The sequence below is a fragment of the Paenarthrobacter sp. OM7 genome (assembly GCF_029873575.1).
Classification (GTDB): Bacteria; Actinomycetota; Actinomycetes; order Actinomycetales; family Micrococcaceae; genus Arthrobacter.
Window position 1 is genome coordinate 1,734,714 of record NZ_CP123579.1, and the last position, 19,180, is coordinate 1,753,893.

General features: G+C 63.2%; 16 protein-coding genes. 10 read left to right on the forward strand and 6 right to left on the reverse strand.

Going from position 1 to position 19,180, the window contains the following annotated elements; genetic code table 11:
* Positions 1-190 precede the first annotated feature (190 nt).
* Genes pdhA through QEH68_RS08000 form a run of 3 tightly spaced genes read left to right on the forward strand, consistent with a single transcriptional unit; the run spans position 191 to position 3,806 of the window.
* A complete protein-coding gene (gene pdhA, locus QEH68_RS07990; protein WP_280627622.1) occupies positions 191-1,360 on the forward strand; it encodes a pyruvate dehydrogenase (acetyl-transferring) E1 component subunit alpha in 1,170 nt (389 codons plus the stop codon).
* Positions 1,360-2,370, forward strand: coding sequence for an alpha-ketoacid dehydrogenase subunit beta (locus tag QEH68_RS07995; RefSeq protein ID WP_207596974.1), 1,011 nt, complete (start codon positions 1,360-1,362; stop codon positions 2,368-2,370). Before pdhA ends, QEH68_RS07995 begins: the two co-directional genes overlap by 1 nt.
* A complete protein-coding gene (locus tag QEH68_RS08000) occupies positions 2,367-3,806 on the forward strand; it encodes a dihydrolipoamide acetyltransferase family protein (RefSeq protein ID WP_280627623.1) in 1,440 nt (479 codons plus the stop codon). Before QEH68_RS07995 ends, QEH68_RS08000 begins: the two co-directional genes overlap by 4 nt.
* A gap of 95 nt (positions 3,807-3,901) precedes the next feature.
* On the opposite strand, the gene QEH68_RS08005 is transcribed toward QEH68_RS08000, so the two are convergent.
* The 3 genes from QEH68_RS08005 to QEH68_RS08015 all read right to left on the reverse strand — a co-directional run bounded on the left by QEH68_RS08005 (position 3,902) and on the right by QEH68_RS08015 (position 7,908).
* Positions 3,902-4,774, reverse strand: coding sequence for an NAD(P)-dependent oxidoreductase (locus QEH68_RS08005; protein WP_280627624.1), 873 nt, complete (start codon positions 4,772-4,774; stop codon positions 3,902-3,904).
* Positions 4,775-5,195: 421 nt separating this feature from the next.
* Positions 5,196-7,196 carry an HNH endonuclease signature motif containing protein gene (locus tag QEH68_RS08010; RefSeq protein ID WP_280627625.1) on the reverse strand — a complete coding sequence of 667 codons (2,001 nt, stop codon included), beginning with the start codon at positions 7,194-7,196 and terminating at the stop codon, positions 5,196-5,198.
* Between the two features lie 79 nt (positions 7,197-7,275).
* Entirely contained in the window at positions 7,276-7,908 is a 633-nt protein-coding gene (locus QEH68_RS08015) for a TetR/AcrR family transcriptional regulator (RefSeq protein ID WP_207596978.1), read from the reverse strand.
* A gap of 140 nt (positions 7,909-8,048) precedes the next feature.
* On the opposite strand from QEH68_RS08015, the gene QEH68_RS08020 reads away from it, so the two are divergent.
* From QEH68_RS08020 to QEH68_RS08050, 7 genes are all read left to right on the forward strand, one after another.
* The gene (locus tag QEH68_RS08020; protein WP_207596979.1) at positions 8,049-9,659 is read left to right on the forward strand and encodes a carboxyl transferase domain-containing protein; all 1,611 of its coding nucleotides are present in this window, start codon (positions 8,049-8,051) and stop codon (positions 9,657-9,659) included.
* Between the two features lie 2 nt (positions 9,660-9,661).
* Positions 9,662-11,836 (forward strand): biotin carboxylase N-terminal domain-containing protein, encoded by a 2,175-nt coding sequence (locus QEH68_RS08025; protein WP_280627626.1) that lies wholly within the window; start codon positions 9,662-9,664, stop codon positions 11,834-11,836.
* Entirely contained in the window at positions 11,833-12,996 is a 1,164-nt protein-coding gene (locus QEH68_RS08030; RefSeq protein WP_280627627.1) for an acyl-CoA dehydrogenase family protein, read from the forward strand. Before QEH68_RS08025 ends, QEH68_RS08030 begins: the two co-directional genes overlap by 4 nt.
* A 20-nt stretch (positions 12,997-13,016) precedes the next feature.
* On the forward strand, positions 13,017-13,865 hold the full coding sequence (locus QEH68_RS08035) for a CoA transferase subunit A (RefSeq protein ID WP_280627628.1): 849 nt from the start codon (positions 13,017-13,019) through the stop codon (positions 13,863-13,865).
* On the forward strand, positions 13,862-14,614 hold the full coding sequence (locus tag QEH68_RS08040; protein ID WP_280627629.1) for a CoA transferase subunit B: 753 nt from the start codon (positions 13,862-13,864) through the stop codon (positions 14,612-14,614). Before QEH68_RS08035 ends, QEH68_RS08040 begins: the two co-directional genes overlap by 4 nt.
* Entirely contained in the window at positions 14,611-15,096 is a 486-nt protein-coding gene (locus tag QEH68_RS08045; RefSeq protein WP_207596983.1) for a MaoC family dehydratase, read from the forward strand. The genes QEH68_RS08040 and QEH68_RS08045 overlap by 4 nt, the downstream gene beginning before the upstream one ends.
* Before the next feature lie 61 nt (positions 15,097-15,157).
* Positions 15,158-16,027: a CoA ester lyase gene (locus QEH68_RS08050; RefSeq protein ID WP_280627630.1), complete on the forward strand. Its 870-nt coding sequence runs from the start codon at positions 15,158-15,160 to the stop codon at positions 16,025-16,027.
* A gap of 79 nt (positions 16,028-16,106) precedes the next feature.
* Here the strand turns inward: QEH68_RS08050 and QEH68_RS08055 are convergent, their stop codons facing one another.
* Genes QEH68_RS08055 through QEH68_RS08065 form a run of 3 tightly spaced genes read right to left on the reverse strand, consistent with a single transcriptional unit; the run spans position 16,107 to position 19,162 of the window.
* Complete coding sequence (locus QEH68_RS08055; protein ID WP_207596985.1) at positions 16,107-17,246, reverse strand: Gfo/Idh/MocA family oxidoreductase; 1,140 nt, start codon at positions 17,244-17,246, stop codon at positions 16,107-16,109.
* Complete coding sequence (locus tag QEH68_RS08060; protein ID WP_280627631.1) at positions 17,231-17,932, reverse strand: ThuA domain-containing protein; 702 nt, start codon at positions 17,930-17,932, stop codon at positions 17,231-17,233. The genes QEH68_RS08055 and QEH68_RS08060 overlap by 16 nt, the downstream gene beginning before the upstream one ends.
* Positions 17,933-17,941: 9 nt before the next feature.
* Positions 17,942-19,162 carry a Gfo/Idh/MocA family oxidoreductase gene (locus tag QEH68_RS08065; RefSeq protein WP_280627632.1) on the reverse strand — a complete coding sequence of 407 codons (1,221 nt, stop codon included), beginning with the start codon at positions 19,160-19,162 and terminating at the stop codon, positions 17,942-17,944.
* Positions 19,163-19,180 lie beyond the last annotated feature (18 nt).

Sequence of the window (19,180 nt, forward strand, 5' to 3'; positions counted from 1 at the left end):
GCAAGATTAGCACGGTGTGTTCAAGCGAAACAGGGCAGAATGCTCAATTTTCAGAAGGGTAGTTGTACCTGATGCGCGTTGTGAGTAGGGTCACAATTAACTTCGGCGAAGGTGCCGGAGGGCCGGTCTGCGGCAGGATCACAAGTCCAGTCAGCGCCGACGAAAACGAGCCGGAAGGTTGCGATCACCTGTGTTGACGGATCAGGCGGGCAAGGGAGTGCATCACGACACTCCGGGCCCTGGACATAGTGCACAAATTCCCCTGAGGACTGGCGGCAATCTGCTCCAGTTGGTCTCGCCGGAAGGCGAACGGATCAGCCATCCCGAATTCGATGTCTGGGTGAAGGACGTCGGAGATGAGCAGTTGTGTTCCTTGTACGAGGACATGACAGTTATCCGCCGCATCGATGCCGAAGCGACGGCGCTCCAACGTCAGGGCGAACTGGCATTGTGGCCACCGCTCCTGGGCCAGGAGGCGTCGCAGATCGGCTCCAGCCGCTCCCTGCGTGATGACGACTTCGTCTTCCCCAGCTACCGCGAAAGCGGCGTAGCCTACGTTCGTGGAGCCCACCTCTCCGAGATTGCCAGGGTGTGGCGGGGCAATGCTTCCTATGGCTGGGACCCGCAGCGCATCAACCTGGCGACGCCCCAGATCATCATCGGATCCCAGAGCCTGCACGCCACCGGCTACGCCATGGGCGTGCAGTTGGATGGAGCCAACACTGCGGTCCTCGCCTACTTCGGCGATGGCGCCACAAGTGAAGGCGACGTGAACGAGGCCATGGTGTTCGCCGCCAGCTACCAGGCTCCCGTGGTCTTCTTCTGCCAGAACAACCATTGGGCCATTTCAGAACCTGTGCGGGTACAGTCGCACGTGCAATTGGCCGACAGGCCCACTGGATTCGGAATTCCCAGCATGCGGGTTGACGGAAACGATGTCCTCGCTGTCATGGCTGCCACGCGGGTCGCCCTGGACCGGGCACGCAATGGCGGCGGGCCCACCTTTATCGAGGCCGTCACTTACCGTATGGGTCCGCACACCACTGCCGACGACCCCACCCGGTACCGCGACCCGATCGAACTCGAAGACTGGGCCGCCAAGGATCCCATCCTGCGGCTGCGCAAGCTCTTGGAGGCCAAAGGCCTCCTCACCGAGGACGTCGAGGCCCGCGTCAAAAGGAAGGCTGACGCGGTAGCAGCCGAGCTCCGTTCCAGCTGTATCGAGATGCCGGACCCGCAGCCGTTGGACGTCTTCAACCACGTCTACAGCACGCCCCATTCCTGGATTGAACGCCAGAAGGACCATTACTCGCGCTACCTGAACAGCTTCAACCAGCCAGTCGAGGAAGGTGCACTCTGATGTCGAAGCTCACGTTTGCCCGCGCCATCAACGCCGGCCTCCGGAAGTCGCTCGAAAACGATCCCAAAGTGGTCCTGATGGGTGAGGATATTGGCGCGCTCGGTGGTGTTTTCCGCGTCACCGACGGACTTCAGAAAGACTTTGGAAAGCACCGGGTCATCGATTCCCCCCTGGCTGAGTCAGGCATTATCGGCACCGCGGTGGGCCTGGCCTACCGCGGCTACCGTCCCGTGTGCGAGATCCAGTTTGATGGCTTCATCTACCCTGCGTTTGACCAGATTGTCAGCCAGGTCGCCAAGATGCACTACCGCACCCAGGGGCGGGTCAAGATGCCCATCACCATCCGCGTTCCCTTCGGGGGTGGCATCGGCTCGCCGGAACACCATTCAGAGTCGCCCGAGGCCTACTTCACCCATACATCCGGTCTCCGGGTTGTGGCAGTGTCCAATCCGCAGGATGCCTACACCATGATCCAGCAGGCGATCGCCTCCGATGATCCCGTCCTCTACTTTGAACCCAAGCGTCGCTATCACGACAAGGGTGATGTGGACGAAACCATCGACCTCTCCACGGCACTTCCGTTGGACAGAGCCGCCGTGGTGAATGCCGGTTCTGACGTGACACTTGTCGCCTACGGTCCGCTGGTGAAGACAGCAAAGGACGCCGCGATGGCAGCGGCTGACGAAGGCCTGTCCGTGGAAGTCATCGACCTCCGTTCACTGGCCCCCGTGGACTACCCCGTGGTGGAAGCATCTGTCCGCAAGACGGGCCGCTTGGTTATCACCCACGAGGCCGGCCAGTCCGGCGGCTTGGGTGCGGAGATCGCCGCCAGCATCACTGAACGGTGCTTCCATTACCTGGAGTCCGCTCCCGTCCGCATCACCGGCTTCGATGTGCCCTACCCTTACTCGAAGCTGGAGATGCACCATCTGCCGGATCTGGACAGGATTCTCGACGGCGTTGACCGCGCCTTGGGCCGCCCCAACTCGCTGAGTGGACTGGAAGGATGACCGCCACCATGATCAAGGAATTCAGGCTGCCGGACCTTGGTGAAGGCCTCACGGAATCGGAAATCCTGAGCTGGAAGGTGGCTGTGGGGGACACTGTAACGCTGAACCAGGTGATCGCCGAGGTGGAAACCGCCAAGGCTGTTGTGGAGTTGCCCTCTCCCTTCGCAGGAGTGGTTGCAGAACTTCATGAGCAGCCTGGCACGGTGGTGGAGGTCGGTAAGCCGATCGTTTCGTTTGAGGTCGACGACGCCGGGTCTTCCACTGGGGGTGGCGCGTTGGCTGCTGGCAACGGGTCCGCCGGTGAGCGGACCGCCGTCGAAAGCGCTGCCAACGGCTCGCTGGCAAATGCCGGCGCTGAAGCGGTGGGGGCCCCGGCGAAACGTGAGCCGAACCTGGTGGGGTACGGCGCCGTCGTCGAACATTCCGGCCGTCCGACACGGCGCGCCCGGGGGCAGGTACGGGACATCAAGGTCCCAACGCCGGAAACCCCGGAGGAGCCGGTAACTCCGGCGGCGCCAGCGAACGTTGCGCCCACAGCGGCACGTCGTGCAGAAGAAGGAAGCCCTGAGCGACCCCGTTCCACTCCGCCCGTGCGAAAGCTGGCCCGTGACCTGGGGATCAACCTGGAATTGGTTCGCGGCACCGGGCCGGACGGACTTATTACCCGCGAGGATGTCCAGAACTTCACGGGTACCGAGGCGCCGGTCGAGGTGTCCGCTGCACCAGCGCAGGGCGAACGGGAAACTCGTACTCCCATCAAGGGTGTCCGCAAGTTCACTGCCGCCGCCATGGTGCAGAGTGCCTTCACCGCGCCGCATGTGACGGAGTTCCTGACCGTCGACGTCACGGCAACCATGGAGTTGTTGGCCCGGCTCAAAGGCAGCCGCACGTTCGAAGGCTACAAGCTGACACCGCTGACCATCGCGGCCAAGGCGGTCCTGGTAGCGCTGGGGAACAACCCGTCGCTGAATTCACGCTGGGATGAGGCGAGCCAAGAGATCGTCCAGTTCAATTACGTGAACCTGGGCATCGCTGCGGCAACGCCTCGTGGCCTGACGGTACCCAATATCAAGGACGCTGACCGGCTGACACTGCGTGAGCTGTCCACGGCGCTCACTGAACTGACCGATACTGCCCGGGCGGGCAAGACGTCCCCAGCGGACTTGTCCGGCGGGACCATCTCCATCACCAACATCGGTGTGTTTGGGATCGACGCCGGCACCCCCATCCTGAACCCTGGCGAGGCCGCTATCGTGGCACTTGGTGCTGTGCGGAAGGCGCCATGGGTGGTGAATGACAAACTCGCCGTCCGGCAGGTCATGTCCCTCAGCCTGTCGTTCGATCACCGCCTGGTCGATGGCGAACAAGGGTCCCGGTTCCTTGCCGACTTGGGCGCCATCCTTGAAGATCCCGCCATGGTCATGACCATGATCTAGCGTTAACTGAAGCTGCGCCGGCCCATCCCCTTACGAGTGCTTTCAGGAAACTGCGGTTAGGGGGTGGGCCGTCGCGCGTCAGCGGGCAGGTGGTGTCAATCCTCGGTGGGGGTTGTCCGGTTGGAGTGGACATTGCGCCAACTGTGTTCCGGCTCAAAACCCAGGAGCCTGCGCGCCTTGTCGATGGACAGCATGGTTTCGTGCTCGCCCAGTTCCTTGAGGACCTCGACGCCGGGGAAGACTTCCGCGGCCAAATCGGCGCTGCTTCGGCTCATCACGGTATCAGCGGCGGCAATGATGAACGTCTCAAAACCCGGCACGCCATGTTCCAGGGCCTTGACCACTGCCAGTGCACCGTCGCGGGCGTCGATGTAGCCCCAGAGGTTCCACTTCCGAAGGTTTGCGTCAGAGTCGAACGACGGGAAGGCGTCGTAGTCCTCGGGGTCCATGACGTTGGAGAAACGCAGCGCCGTGATGCTGAGTTCCGGATCCCATCGCGTGAGCTGGACGGCCATTTGCTCCTCGAGATGCTTGACCAGCGAGTAGGTGCTTTCCGGCCGGGCAGCGTACTCCTCGTCCACGGGAATGTAGGGAGGAGCGATGTCGAAGGGAAGTCCCAGTACCGTCTCGCTGGAGGCATAGACCACCTTCTTGATGCCGGCCCGCCGGGCAGCTTGGAACACGTTGTAGGTGGACACCATATTGTTCTCGAAAATTGTGGCGTCGGGGGCAAGGCCTGGTGCGGGAATGGCGGCCAGGTGGACAATTGCGTCCAAACCGTGGTGCTGGTCGTCCAGGCCCAGGATGACATCCAGGACCTGCCCGTAATGACGGAGATCCACGTTGACGTAGCCCTTGCCACGGGTCCCGGCGCGGTCAATGTTGAGTACCTGGTGGCCATCCTGCGTGAGTCGCCGGACTACGCTCCTACCCAGTTTTCCGCTTCCGCCCGTGACGGCAATCCTCATGGTGTGCTCCTCGATAGTGGCTGGTTCCTAACCCTGTCGCCTTGTTGATTCAGCTGCTTCGTTGAGTCAGCAAGGTCCGGGTTTCAGCCTAGGCGGCGAGGCGGCAGAAAACAGCCTCCCAGGCTGGCCCTGAGAGTCCTAGGAAGACACGAACGACCCAGGGCATACGAGTACAACGAAACGGGTTGCCGCTCGCTCAGGTTGCCGCTCGCTCGGGAGCTTTGCCGGGCAGCTTCTTTTGCCCTGGGATTCCTCTGAGCTTCGCAGCCGGAGCCGGACGCGCCCAGCATCAGGCGCCGTACAGCATCAGGCCCGCCCCGACCGCGCACCGTTTTATCGGACTGTCGCCCTGTTATTCGGACGGTGCTGGGCGTGACCCGGCTTCACCGGTTGGGCGTGTTGTTGTTCTGCGGACGCTTTCCTATGTTCTGTGGGGTGTGTGGTGGTGGTTGCGTCGGGGTGTTTGGTGTGGGTCGATGTGGGGTGGGGGGATGAACCAGGGGATGCCGGTTTTGATGTCGATGCGCCATTGTTCTTTGTGGATGAGGTGGTGGTGGTGGCTGCAGAGCAGGGTGCCGTTGTCTGTTGAGGTGGTGCCGCCGTTGGACCAGTAGGTGGTGTGGTGGGCTTCGCACCAGGGTGCGGGCATGGTGCAGTCGGGGAAGGCGCATCCTTGGTCGCGGGCGGTGATGGCTTTGCGGATGTGGGGTGGGAAGATCCGGGTGGTGCGGCCGATGTCCAGGATGCGGGAGTCGCTGCCGAGCAGGACGGGGAGGATGTCGGCGTCGCAGGCGATTTTGCGGATGGTGTTCGGGTGCATCGGGCCGGTGAAGGTCGCGGCGCCGGTCCCTACCCCGGCCCCTATCCCAGTTACTGGTGCTGTCCCGGCTCCGGTCCCTATCCCAGCCCCAGCCCCAGTCCCTATCCGAGTCCCTGTTCGGGTGCCGTGCTGGTTCGGGGCGGTGCCGGTGCCGGGGTTGTGGTGGTGGTTGTGGACTTGTTCGAGGAGTTCTTGGTATCCGATGGTGACGGTGAGTTGGGGTGGGAGGCCGCCGTTGGCGGGTAGTTTTTCGGTGCGCATGGCGAGGCTGCAGGCGCTGGTGAGGCCGTTGAGGAGTTTCTGTGGGCGGCTGCGCCGGTCCAGGTCCGGGCCGGTACCTGTGCCTGTGCCTGGGCCGTTGTCTGGGTTGTTGTGTGGGTTGTTGTGTGGGGTGTCCCCGGTTTCGGTGTTCTCCGTGGTGCCTGTGCCGGGGGTGGTGAGGCGGGGGTTGGTGGCGACGTTCATGGCGGTGGTGAGGATTTCGTATTGTTCGTCGGTGGCGAAGATTTCGAGGTGGTGGAGGCCGTGGCGGCGTCGGCGGCGGAGGAACACGCCTTGGAGTTGACGGAGGATTTCTTCGGTGGGTTCGGGGCCGTCGTGGTCGATGGCGTCGATCCAGCGTTTGGCCATTGTGGTGACGAAGTCCGGGTCGGTCTCGACCGCGGTGGTGGTGAGGGCGTGTTCCATCCGGGTGAGGGTGTCCTCGTCGGTGAGGTTCCGGACTTTGTCCAGGGCGGTGCTGATGATCGAGGCCGAACGGGAAGGCACCAGTGCGGAACCAACCGCTTGGGAGAGGATTTCGTGGCGGGCCGGGATGTTCTGCCCGGTCATCCCGGTTTGGGGGAGGACGTCGGGTGCGAGGGCGAGCCTGCGCTTGGCTTCTGCGATGCTGATCCGCAACCGTGCGCGCAGGAACTGGGCCGCGTTCCGGTACCCGTCATCCAGAACACTGGCCGCTCCCGGAACCGTTACGCCCGGAACAGTCGCCTCTGGAACCGTTGCGCCCGGAGCCGTTTCGCCCGTCGCCGGTTCGGTCCAGCCGGTCCGCCATTGCGGTGCTGCCGCCGAGGGTCCGGGCTTGGTTTGCTGGGCTTCGGTCCGGGTCCGTTCCACAGCCTGCGCCGCGACCACCTGCAAGTACTCCACCGACCGGGCGATCTCCTCGACCTTGCCGGCAAAATCCGCCGCCTCCTCGAACCCAAACAACCGGGTTTTAGGAAGGACGGATTGGCGAAGGGATGTCAGGATTGCACCGGCCTGCGCAAGTGGTACGTCTACGACGTCGGGAGAGGGTTGGCCCGCATCGACAAAGCCAGCCGCGCGCTTAATGTCCGCAACCGGAACTACACGCAAGCCCGGAGCAACGTTCGCGGAGCTCAGGCCGCCAGCGCAGCCCGACTCCGAGGACCGCGCCATCGGACTCAGACCGAGAAGCAGCCCAGTGCCGCTGGACGTATCCGCATCCTGGCCTACCGCCGTCGTGAGCTTGAATGCCGGGACCCGGGCAGGCCCGTTAAGAGATGTGAGGGCTCTTTGACGAAGCAGCGCATGGCCGCGGGGCGAGCCTGCCCGCCTTGCCAATACCTGCCCGATTGCTCCCATGAATCAAGCATGTCAGGGGGGTCCGACATTATTAGCCAGCAATGGGGGACGGTCCGAGCCGCCCAAGAAAACAAGACAGTTATGCCGAGGTGAGAGCAGCCAACGCCATCTGTTCCAGGATGGGCCTGGCTGACTTGGCGGCAATTTTCCTGCCGTGGTGGCGCACCGAGTGGGGTGTGGAGTTGATCAAGCCAAAGGCTGCGTGCGCCCGGACGCGGAGGCCGGGGATATCGGCGTCGGTATGGATGCGGGCAAGGACGTCCACCCACGTTTCAACGTAACTCCGCTGGAGGGACCTGACTTCCGCCTGGTCGGCGTCGCTGAGACTTCCAAAGTCGCGGTCCTGGACGCGGATAACGTCGGGATTGCTGAGTGCGAAATCAACCTGGAACTGGATCAGGCCGTTCAGGGCGGTCAGGGGATCGTCCGACTCTGACACCACCCGTGTTCCACCATCCAGCAAGTCCCGGCTGACGCTGAGGAGAAGTTCACCGAGGACCGCTTGTTTGCCGGGAAAGTGCCGGTAGACGGCGGGTCCACTGACGCCCGCTGCGGCGCCGAGATCTTCAAGCGATACGCGGGTAAATCCGTTCTCCGCAAAAAGTCCCGCGGCAGCGGACAACAACGCCAATCGTCGGACTTCCTTGGCCTGCCCACGTTGCGTGGCGGCGGCACGGGTGCCGTTGTTGCTTGCTTCCGGACCTCCGGTCACTTTTCCTCCTTGGCGCCAGAGCGGACCCGATACTCGTGGGATCGGCTGTGCTGGACATCACAGTTAATAAAGACTAACCTAAATTTCAGTTACGCGGCACTAACCGAAATGGCCTGCGGCCGGGAATGGAACAGGGGTCAATGGAGACAATTGCCAGCCTGATGGGAACCGCCGGCGGTACCTTTGAAGCCAACCAGGAGGCGCAACTGGCCTTGGTGGCAGAACTGAAGGACCGCTTGGCGACGGCGGCCCTCGGCGGTCCGGCCACGTCGCGTGAGCGGCACATCGCCCGGGGAAAACTTCTCCCGCGCGAACGCATCGACTACTTGCTGGATGACGGCAGCCCGTTCCTTGAGATTGCACCCTTGGCTGCCAATGGCATGTACAACGACGATTCCCCGGGCGCCGGGGTCATTGCCGGCATCGGACTGGTCCATGGACGCCATGTCCTGGTGATCTCCAACGACGCCACAGTCAAGGGCGGCACCTACTATCCCATGACGGTGAAAAAGCACCTGCGTGCCCAGGAAATCGCGTTGGAGAACAAGCTCCCGTGCATCTACCTCGTGGATTCCGGCGGAGCCTTCCTGCCCAAGCAGGACGAGGTCTTCCCCGACAAGGAGCACTTCGGCCGGATCTTCTATAACCAGGCCAAGATGTCCGCGGCCAAGATCCCGCAGATTGCATCGGTCATGGGGTCCTGCACGGCCGGCGGCGCCTATGTACCCGCCATGAGCGATGAGACCGTTATTGTCCGGAACCAGGGCACCATCTTCCTGGGTGGTCCGCCCCTGGTGAAGGCAGCGATTGGCGAGATCGTCACGGCCGAGGAACTAGGCGGCGGCGACGTCCATTCAAGGATTTCCGGGGTCACCGACCACCTGGCCGAGAACGACCAGCACGCTCTGGAGATTGTTCGGGACATCGTGGCCACGTTACCGAAGCCGGCACAGCCGGCATGGGACATGTCCGACGTCGTCCTGCCGCCCGTCGTCGATCCTTCCGGGATATACGGTGTGGTTCCCACGGACGTCAACGCCCAGTACGACGTCCGCGAAGTCATCGCGAGGCTCGTGGACGCTTCCGAATTCCACGAGTTCAAAAAGAACTACGGCACCACCCTGGTGACCGGATTTGCGCACCTCCACGGGCATCCCGTCGGCATCGTGGCCAACAACGGCGTCCTCTTCAGCGAATCCTCGCTCAAAGGCGCCCACTTCATCGAGCTCTGCGATCAGCGCGGCATCCCGCTGATCTTCCTGCAGAACCTCTCCGGCTTCATGGTGGGCAAGGACTACGAGCAAGGTGGCATCGCCAAGAACGGCGCCAAAATGGTCACCGCAGTGGCTACAGCCCGGGTACCCAAGCTGACGGTGGTCATCGGTGGTTCCTTCGGCGCGGGCAACTATTCCATGTGCGGCCGCGCGTATTCGCCGCGGTTCCTTTGGATGTGGCCGGCCGCGAGGATCTCCGTGATGGGCGGTAATCAAGCATCGAGCGTGCTGGCAACGGTCAAAAGGGATCAGTACGAGGCCTCCGGCCAGGAATGGTCTGCTGAGGATGAGGAAGCCTTCAAAGCCCCTATCAAGCAGCAATACGAAGAACAAGGAAGCCCCTATTACTCCACCGCAAGGCTGTGGGACGACGGCATCATCGACCCCGCTGACACTCGGCGCGTCCTGGGGATGGCCCTGGACGTTGTCTCCCGCCAACAACTGCCCGAAACCTCCTTCGGTCTCTTCAGGATGTGACCATGACCCTGCCCACAACAACCACAGCCCCACCCGCCCCGGCCGTCGCTGCCCGAACCTTCAGCGCCGTCCTCGTTGCCAACCGCGGAGAGATCGCCTGCCGCGTCATCCAGACACTGAGGGAGATGGGCATCCGCTCCGTCGCTGTGTACTCGGACGCTGACAAGGATGCCAGGCATGTGGCCCTCGCCGATACCGCCGTCGCCATCGGTGGCACGGCACCAGCCGAAAGCTACTTGAAGATCGACGCCATCATCGACGCGTGCCGCCGCACCGGAGCTGAAGCGGTCCACCCGGGCTACGGGTTCTTGTCGGAGAATGTAGAGTTCGCCAAGGCCCTGGATGCCGCAGGAATCACGTTCATTGGGCCGGGCATCAATGCCATTGACGTCATGGGCGACAAAATCCGTTCCAAGAACCACGTCATGACCTACGGCGTCCCCTGCGTTCCCGGCATCGCGCAACCAGGTCTTACCGACCAGGAACTGATCGACGCTGCAGCGGCGGTAGGTTTCCCCTTGCTGATCAAACCGTCCGCGGGTGGTGGCGGCAAGGGCATGCATGTGGTGGAACGGGCTGAGGACATGGCATCCACGCTCGTCACTGCGAGGCGTGTGGCAGCATCCGCTTTTGGCGACGACACCCTCTTCCTGGAACGGCTCATCAGCACGCCCCGCCACATCGAGGTCCAGGTGCTGGCAGACAACCACGGAAATGTGATCCACCTCGGCGAGCGCGAGTGCTCACTCCAGCGACGCCACCAGAAGGTCATCGAAGAAGCGCCGTCGGCCCTTTTTGAGTCACTGCCCGACGGTGTGGAGCAACGGGCCCGCATTGGCGAGGCGGCCTGCAACGCGGCACGTTCGGTCAACTACAGCGGTGCCGGTACTGTCGAATTCCTGGTGTCCGACGAGCACCCCGATGAGTTCTTTTTCATGGAGATGAACACCCGCCTGCAGGTGGAGCATCCCGTTACTGAGATGGTCACCGGCATCGACCTCGTGGAATGGCAGGTGAGGATCGCCGCCGGTGAGGTGCTCACTGTGGCGCAGTCCGACGTCGTTCTTCAAGGCCACGCCGTGGAGGCGCGTGTTTACGCCGAGGTGCCGGAGCGGAACTTCATGCCATCGATGGGGCGGATCGTGGCGCTCGCAGAGCACGGTCCCTCGGATGCAACCGTTTCGGGCCATCAAACGGCGCAGGCAAACGTTCGGATTGATTCCGCCATGCGCCACAACCTGGAGATCACGGGGGACTACGATCCCATGCTGGCCAAGGTCATCGCATGGGGTGGGGACAGGACGGCGGCGCTGGATACCCTTGACGCTGCGCTGGGCCGTTACACGCTGCTTGGGGTGGATACCAACGTGGAGTATCTGCGGTTGCTGATCAACGATTCCGAGGTCCGCGCCGGGCAGTTGGATACCGGATTGATCGAGCGCAAACTTCCGTCGATGTCCTTCCGGCACGCCGGTTCCGACGAACTGATTGCTGCTGCGCTCACGCTGTGGCTGGAGCGCACGGGATCGACGCCGGCGGGAGATGCCTGGGCAACGCCGGACTCCTGGCGTGTTGGTGCCCGGGGTGCCTGGACCGCTACGTTGGGGATTCCCGGAGGCGGCGTTGCCACGGTGTCGGTCACCGAAGTGGGCGGCAACGTGACGGCAGGCATCGACGGCGGGCAGCCGGTCAACGTCCGGGTAGCGGACCGCAGCGTGGACGGGATCGTTCTGGAGTTCGACGGCGGCCTTGTCACCTACGCGGTTGGCGTGGACCCCCGCGGGCAGGACAGCGTCAGCGGGCTGGGCCGTGTCCGCGAAATTTACCTCGGCAACGATGGCTGGTCCTGCAGGCTCGAGGTCCTGAACCGTGCCGAGCGCCTGCGGCGGATGCTTGCAGGGATCCAGCGCGACGAAGGGGCGGCGGACCCCGAAGTGCGCTCGCCGATGCCCGGAACGGTGGTGTCGGTGTCAGTAGCCGATGGCGAGACGGTGGAAGAGGGCCAGGTGCTCCTGGCCGTTGAGGCCATGAAGATGGAGCATCACCTGGTGGCGTCCGTTGCTGGCACCGTCCACCTCACCAGCAAACCCGGCGACCTGGTCAAGGCCGACCAGGTGCTCGCCACTATTCACGTGGACGCAGAGACCACAAGCACAGACAAGGAAATCCAGCCATGAGCACTTTTGAACTCAATGAGGAGTACCAGGACCTCAGCGACTCCGTCCGCGAGTTCGCCGACGAGGTTGTCGCGCCCGTGTCCGCCAAGCATGACGAAGAGCACAGCTTTCCCTACGAGGTTGTAAAGCAGATGGGGGAGATGGGCCTGTTCGGTCTGCCTTTCCCTGAGGAATTCGGCGGAATGGGCGGCGACTACTTCGCCCTGGCACTGGCACTGGAACAGCTGGGCCGCGTTGACCAGTCGGTAGCCATCACCCTGGAAGCCGGGGTTTCCTTGGGTGCGATGCCGGTTTACCGCTTCGGTACGGATGCACAGAAAGGAGAATGGCTGCCGCAGTTGGCGTCGGGACGATCCTTGGCCGGGTTCGGCTTGACCGAGCGCGAAGCAGGGTCGGATGCCGGCGGCACCAAAACCAACGCCCACCTGGAAAGCGGCGAATGGGTTATCAACGGCAACAAGGAGTTCATCACCAACTCCGGCACGGACATCACCACCTTGGTGACGGTCACGGCAGTCACGGGCCAGAAACAGAACTCGGATGGCAGCACCAAGAAGGAGATCTCCACCATCCTGGTGCCAACGGACACTCCCGGGTTCAGGGCGGAGAGGCCCTACAACAAGGTGGGCTGGAACGCTTCCGATACGCATCCGCTCACGCTGGACAATGTTCATGTTCCTGAAGCCAACCTTCTGGGCGAGCGCGGCCGGGGCTATGCCAACTTCCTTTCCATCCTTGACGAGGGCCGTATCGCCATCGCAGCACTGGCTACCGGCGCAGCCCAGGGGTGTGTGGACCTGTCCGTGAAGTACGCCAAGGAACGCAGTGCCTTCGGACAGAACATCGGCAAGTACCAGGCCATCCAGTTCAAGATCGCCCGGATGCAGGCCAGGGCCCACACCGCCCGCCTTGCCTACTACGATGCCGCCTCCCGGATGCTGGCAGGGAAGCCGTTCAAGACCGAAGCGGCCATCGCTAAGATGGTCGCAGGCGAGGCAGCCATGGACAACGCGCGGGACGCCACCCAGGTGTTCGGCGGCTATGGTTTCATCAACGAATTCACGGTGGCACGTCATTACCGCGATTCCAAGATCCTTGAAATCGGCGAAGGCACCACCGAGGTCCAGTTGATGCTGATCGCACGCGAGCTGGGTCTGTAACCGTACGGGAAGGATCAAGGATGATTGACAAGGTTGTTGCCAGCGCCGCGGAAGCGGTGAAGGACATCCCGGACGGGGCCTCCCTGGCTGTGGGAGGGTTCGGCCTTTGCGGTATTCCCGTCTCCCTGATCGAGGCCCTGCACAGCCAAGGCACCACTGATCTTGAGACTGTCAGCAACAACTGCGGCGTGGACGACTGGGGCCTGGGCATTCTCCTGAAGGACGGTCGCATCCGCCGCACCATCAGCTCGTACGTGGGGGAGAACAAGGAATTTGCCCGGCAGTACTTGGCGGGGGAGTTGGAAGTAGTCCTCACCCCGCAGGGGACTTTGGCGGAGAAGCTCCGCGCCGGTGGCGCCGGCATCCCGGCCTTTTACACCAAGGCCGGTGTGGGAACCCAGGTGTCGGAGGGTGGGCTTCCGCAAAAGTACGACGCCGAAGGGAACGTTGCGCTGGCGTCGTCCCCTAAGGAGGTCCGCACCTTCAATGACGCCGACTACGTCCTGGAGGAGTCCCTGACGCCGGATTTCGGCTTGGTCCATGCGTGGAAGGGTGACCGGCACGGCAACCTGGTGTTCCATGCAACGGCCATGAATTTCAACCCGCTCTGTGCCATGGCGGCAAAAACCACCATTGCCGAAGTGGAGGAACTGGTGGAACCCGGCGAGCTTGACCCTGAGCATATTCATACGCCGGGAATCTTCGTCCAGCGGGTGGTGCTGGCGACCTCCAGCGAGAAGCGGATAGAAAAGCGGACCGTGGCGCTGACTCCCGGAGCGGGCCCAAACCAAACGGGCCCAAACCAAACGGGCATTGGACAGGCGGGCATTGGACAGGCGGGCGCAAGCCAGACAGGAACGGACCGATGACCGACAACACGTTCCACGACATCCCACCCCGTCCGGAAGCCGTACGGCACGAGTACCGTCGCGCCGACGTCGAACATCACGAGGCCAAAGGCTGGAGCCGCAACGAACTGGCCGCCCGCGTAGCCAAGGAGCTCACCAACGGCCAATATGTGAACCTGGGAATCGGGATGCCCACCCTGATCCCCAATTACATCCCTGATGGTGTGGAGGTCATCCTTCACTCCGAGAATGGGATCCTGGGCGTCGGTCCTTACCCTGCCGAGGACAAAATTGATCCGGACCTCATCAACGCGGGCAAGGAAACGGTCACCACGAATGCGGGGGCCGCGTTCTTCGATTCGGCGGCGTCCTTCGGCATGATCCGCGGCGGGCACGTGGACGTCGCTGTGCTGGGTGCCATGGAGGTGGCTGCCAACGGGGACCTCGCCAACTGGATGGTTCCCGGCAAGATGGTCAAGGGCATGGGTGGCGCCATGGACCTGGTGTTCGGTGCCAAGAAGGTCATCGTCATGATGGAGCACGTGGACCGCAGCGGCCGACCGAAAATTGTTCAGGACTGCACGCTGCCCTTGACGGGTAAAGGGTGCGTAGACCGGATCATCACCGACCTGGCCGTCATCGACGTCGTCAAGGACCAAGGGGACCCGCGATTGGTCCTTCGCGAACTGGCCCCCAATGTCACTCTTGAGGACGTCCTCGCAGCAACCGGGGCCGACCTGTTCGAGGAAGACCAGGAGCTCACCGTATGACCCGGGTTGTTGAGCAGCGGGGGCTGTACTTCGACGAACTCGAAGAGGGCGTGGTCTACGCCCATAAGCCAGGGCGGACCGTTACTGAAGCGGACAATGTCCTGTTCACCACCATGACCATGAATACGCAGGCGCTGCACCTGGACGCGGCGTGGAGCTCAACCCAGCCCTTTGGGCAGCGGCTCATGAATTCCATGTTCACCTTATCCACCATGGTGGGGCAGTCGGTGGCCCAGCTGACCCAGGGCACCATCATCGCGCAGCTGGGGCTGACCGATGTCACTTTTCCGCACCCGCTGTATCACGGAGATACCCTGTACACGGAAACGGTGATCACGGGAAAAAGGTTGTCGACCTCCCGACCCGGCCAAGGCGTGGTGACCATGCAGCACACCGGCCGTAACCAGGATGGGGCGGTGGTGGCGCTGGCCACCCGGACATGCCTGATGTGGACGAAGGAAGCGCACACAACGCAATCTTGAAACACAGCGCAGCCTTGGAACCGGTCCAGTCCCTTGCCAGAACTACAAGCTAGGAATCCGCATGCCCTCTCCCGACTCCCCGTCTTCCTCAGCAGCGGTTCTGCCGTTCACCATGGGACCGGCACTCCTGTTCTGTCCAGCCGACCGGCCGGAGCGTTTCAGGAAGGCTGCCGAGCGGTCCGATGCCGTGATCCTGGACCTCGAAGATGCGGTGGCTCCGACGGACAAACCCCGGGCCCGCGAGGCGATTCTTGAGCAGTTGGGTGACGGCCAGCTGGATCCGGGCAGCACTATTGTCCGGGTTAACCCTGTGGGAACGCCTGAGTTCGAGCTCGATCTCCAGACCCTGGCGAAGACGCCCTACCGGACGGTCATGCTGGCCAAGGCGGAAAGCGCCGGGCAACTCAAAGCCCTGGCCGGCTACCAGGTCATTGCGCTCTGCGAGACAGCGGCGGGCATCGTCAATGCCTCCTCCATTGCGGCCGAGCCGAACGCCGTGGGACTGATGTGGGGTGCTGAGGATCTGTTGGCTTCCCTGGGCGGGCTCTCCAGCCGGAACGACGACGGCGGGTACCGGGCTGTCGCGTTGCACTCACGGTCCGCGGTCCTGCTTGCCGCAAAGGCTGCCGGCAAGGAAGCCATCGACTCCGTTTACGTGAACATCCCGGATCTTGAAGGGTTGTTGGCAGAATCCCACGACGCCGTAGCCAGCGGTTTCGGCGCCAAGGCCTGCATCCACCCCAACCAGGTGGCCGTAGTGCGTGAGGCCTATGCTCCCTCCGCGGAAGTGGTGGCCGAAGCCACCGAGCTCCTGGACGCAGCGGAAGCGGCAGGTACGGGGGTGTTCCAGTTCAAGGGCAAGATGATCGACGGGCCCATCCTCAAGCATGCCCAAGCGACACTCCGCAGGGCCGGGCGCCCCGCGGGATGACAGTTAATGCCCATGTCGAATGCCCACGTTCGGCATTCGACACGGGCATTAACTGTTGTCCCGGCGGGCGGTAAGTGCGCTAGACGCGTACCGCCGTCGACAGGGCTGTCAGTGCAACAGCGGCGGGCCGTGCTGCCTGGCTCTTGATGGATACCGCCTTCCCGTTTTTGGCGGATTCAAGCACCGATTCCATGACCTCCAGCGCGTGGAAGGCCAGTTGTCCGCCCGCGCGTGGTTCCTGGCCCGCAGGGGTCGCTGCGAGGTCGGCGATTCCGAAGCCACGGCCCGAGTCCACGTAGCCGGCCGAAACGGGGAGCGTTTCCCAGTCCTCGGCACCCAGCGCGAAAAGCTGTACATCGCCGTCGAAGTGGTTGGGGTCCGGGACGATCAGCGACCCCTTTTCCCCGTGGATCTCGATGTTGGGGCTCTTGGTCTTGACCGCGTCGAAGCTCATGAACAGGGTGGACAGAGCACCGGATGCATGGACCAGGACGCCGGTGACATGCGAGTCAATGTCCACCGGCACCGTCTGACCCTGCCGTGGGCCCGAACCGATGGTGCGTTCGTTCCGGGTATGGCTGGCAGCCCCCACCACCGACACCACGGGACCCAACAGTGTGACCAAGGCCGAGACGTAGTACGGTCCCATGTCCAGCAGGGGACCACCCCCGGGCTGGTAATAGAAGTCGGGGTTGGGATGCCAGCGCTCGTGCCCGGGGGTAGCCATGGTGGCCGTGGCGGAAACGGGCGCTCCGATCAGGCCGTCGTCGATTGCCTTGCGGGCGGTCTGGATCCCCGTGCCCAGCACAGTGTCAGGGGCGCAGCCCACAATAACTCCGGCCGCCGCAGCAGCGGCCAGGACGTCCCGGGCCTCCGCCGTGGTGGCAGCCAGTGGCTTTTCGCCGTAAACGGATTTGCCGGCGGCGATGGCTCTGAGTGCGATGTCTGCGTGGGCCGCAGGGATGGTCAGGTTCAGGACCAGATCCACGTCATCGGCGGCGAGGAGTCCGTCGACGGTCAGTGCCCGGACGCCCTCGTAGGAGTCGGCGACGGCCTCCGCCCTGGCCGGGTCCAGGTCTGCTACGGCCACGAGGTTGATGGAATCGAGCCGGCGGAAGTTGGTCAGGTACTGGGCGATGATGGCGCCACAGCCAATGACTCCAACGTTGAGCGGACCTTCGGTGCCCAACTCCTTGGCAAGGTCTACCGGGACGCCCACAGCATGCCCCTTTCAATGATGGTACGGACGTTGCTGTCCTGGAGGATTTCCACGCGGTGGCCGGGAGTGCAGACGAAGATCCTGCCCTCACCCCACTGACGGGTCCAGATGGCAGGCGAGGTGACCTCACGGTTCCACGGATCCCATTCCCGCACCTTTTGCGTGGTGGTGGCCAGAACGTCAATGTAGTCGTCGGACAGGACCCAGTACTGCTCCGTGACGAGGTCGAAGTCGCTGATACCCTGCGTGATGGGGTGATCGGCCGCAGCGGGCAACATGTTCACGGTGTAAGGGACGTAGTTATCCGACTGCTCGCCGATCCGCTGGTCCGCGTGCTTGCCGGGGTGGCAGGCAAACTGGCCGCCAATCAGGTGCAGGTAGTCCGAGTTGTTGCGGTAGGAATCGGCGACGCCCCCGTGCCAGCCGGCAAGGCCCGTGCCGTTTTCGACTGCCGCGCGAAGACCCTCGAATTCGTGCTTCTCGATGGTCGTCATGGTCATGCATTGCACTATGAGGTCCACGCCCGCCATGTACTCGGAGTCGGCATAGATCTTCGGGGATTCTTCCACCCGGACGTCGTAGCCATTGTCCTTGAGGAAGGGGATGAACAGTTCGGTGGCCTCCACCGGTTGGTGGCCGTCCCAACCGCCTCGAACCACCAACGCTGTCTTGTTTTCGCGTGTCATGTTTTCCTTTCAGACTTTCTGCCAGCGGCTTGAGTTGTCCGCGCTCGCCTCGACGGCGGCCAGAACCTTTTGGACCTGCAAAGCGTCAGCGAACGACGGCGACGGCTGCTCGCCTGCGCCGATGGCGGTCACGAGGTCCACCACCTGATGCGTGAAGCCGTGCTCGTACCCCAGTCCATGGCCGGTGGGCCACCAGTTGCCCACATAAGGGTGGGAAGGCTCGGTGACCATGATTTTTCGGAAGCCCGCGTCAGGTTCCAAGGCGGCATCGTAGAACTGGAGCGAGTTCATGTCCTCGAAATCGAAGGCCAGAGACCCCTTGGTGCCGTTCAGCTCCAGGCGCATGGCGTTCTTGCGGCCCAAGGCAAACCGGGTAGCTTCGAAGATGCCGATGGGGCCGGAATTGCCGTTGAAGCGTGAGCTGGCGTCAGCGCCGTCGTCGTGGGTGGCCTCGAAGCGGGCGGTGAACAGTGCCGCGTCGTCCACCGTTACCGGTCCTCGAGGACCATCTGCGCCGCTGTGGCCACCAAGCCCCACAAAGTCTCCGCCCACCGGGCGTTCCTTGACGAATGTCTCCAGCAAGGCCGAGACGCCGCTGATGTTCAGGCCGGTGATCCATTGCGCGGCGTCAATGCTGTGCGCCCCGATGTCGCCCAGTGATCCGGAGCCGGATTTGGACTTGTCCATCCGCCAGGTCAGCGGCGCGTCGGCGTCGCTGAGCCAGTCCTGCAGATACTGTGCGCGGACGTGGCGGATGCTGCCCAGCCGGCCATCGTCCACCATCCGCTTGGCCAGCGCCAGGGCAGGCGTGCGGCGGTAGCTGAAGCCGCACATGGAGAGAACCCCACGGCCGGCTGCCGCCTGGGCCACTGCCGTCATCTTCTCCGCTTCCTCCACTGAATTGGCCAACGGCTTCTCGCAGAGGACATGCTTTCCCGTTTCAAGAGCGGCGATGGCGATCTCCGCGTGGGTATTGCCAGGCGTGCAGATATCGATGAGGTCGATGTCTTCGCGCTCTATCAGGCGACGCCAGTCAGTTTCGGTTGAGTCCCAACCAAATTTGCTGGCTGCTGCCCGGACACCGGCTTCGTTGCGGCCGGCCACGGCAGCCAATTCAGGTCTCAGCGGCAAGTCGAAGAAGCGCGGCGCGGTCCGCCAGGCGTGGGAGTGGGCGGCTCCCATGAATGAGTAGCCCACCATGCCTACCCGCAAGGGCTGTGGCTGTGTCATGTGTGGTCCCTTTCTCCT

Excerpts from the sequence above, each read along its gene's own strand:
- QEH68_RS08030 (WP_280627627.1), top strand. The coding sequence starts at position 11,833 with ATGAGCACTTTTGAACTCAATGAGGAGTACCAGGACCTCAGCGACTCC.
- QEH68_RS08000 (WP_280627623.1), top strand. The coding sequence starts at position 2,367 with ATGACCGCCACCATGATCAAGGAATTCAGGCTGCCGGACCTTGGTGAA.
- QEH68_RS08050 (WP_280627630.1), top strand. The coding sequence starts at position 15,158 with ATGCCCTCTCCCGACTCCCCGTCTTCCTCAGCAGCGGTTCTGCCGTTC.
- QEH68_RS08005 (WP_280627624.1), bottom strand. The coding sequence starts at position 4,774 with ATGAGGATTGCCGTCACGGGCGGAAGCGGAAAACTGGGTAGGAGCGTA.
- QEH68_RS08025 (WP_280627626.1), top strand. The coding sequence starts at position 9,662 with ATGACCCTGCCCACAACAACCACAGCCCCACCCGCCCCGGCCGTCGCT.
- QEH68_RS08035 (WP_280627628.1), top strand. The coding sequence starts at position 13,017 with ATGATTGACAAGGTTGTTGCCAGCGCCGCGGAAGCGGTGAAGGACATC.
- QEH68_RS08020 (WP_207596979.1), top strand. The coding sequence starts at position 8,049 with ATGGAGACAATTGCCAGCCTGATGGGAACCGCCGGCGGTACCTTTGAA.
- QEH68_RS08060 (WP_280627631.1), bottom strand. The coding sequence starts at position 17,932 with ATGACACGCGAAAACAAGACAGCGTTGGTGGTTCGAGGCGGTTGGGAC.
- QEH68_RS08040 (WP_280627629.1), top strand. The coding sequence starts at position 13,862 with ATGACCGACAACACGTTCCACGACATCCCACCCCGTCCGGAAGCCGTA.
- QEH68_RS08065 (WP_280627632.1), bottom strand. The coding sequence starts at position 19,162 with ATGACACAGCCACAGCCCTTGCGGGTAGGCATGGTGGGCTACTCATTC.
- QEH68_RS08045 (WP_207596983.1), top strand. The coding sequence starts at position 14,611 with ATGACCCGGGTTGTTGAGCAGCGGGGGCTGTACTTCGACGAACTCGAA.
- QEH68_RS08010 (WP_280627625.1), bottom strand. The coding sequence starts at position 7,196 with ATGGGAGCAATCGGGCAGGTATTGGCAAGGCGGGCAGGCTCGCCCCGC.
- QEH68_RS07995 (WP_207596974.1), top strand. The coding sequence starts at position 1,360 with ATGTCGAAGCTCACGTTTGCCCGCGCCATCAACGCCGGCCTCCGGAAG.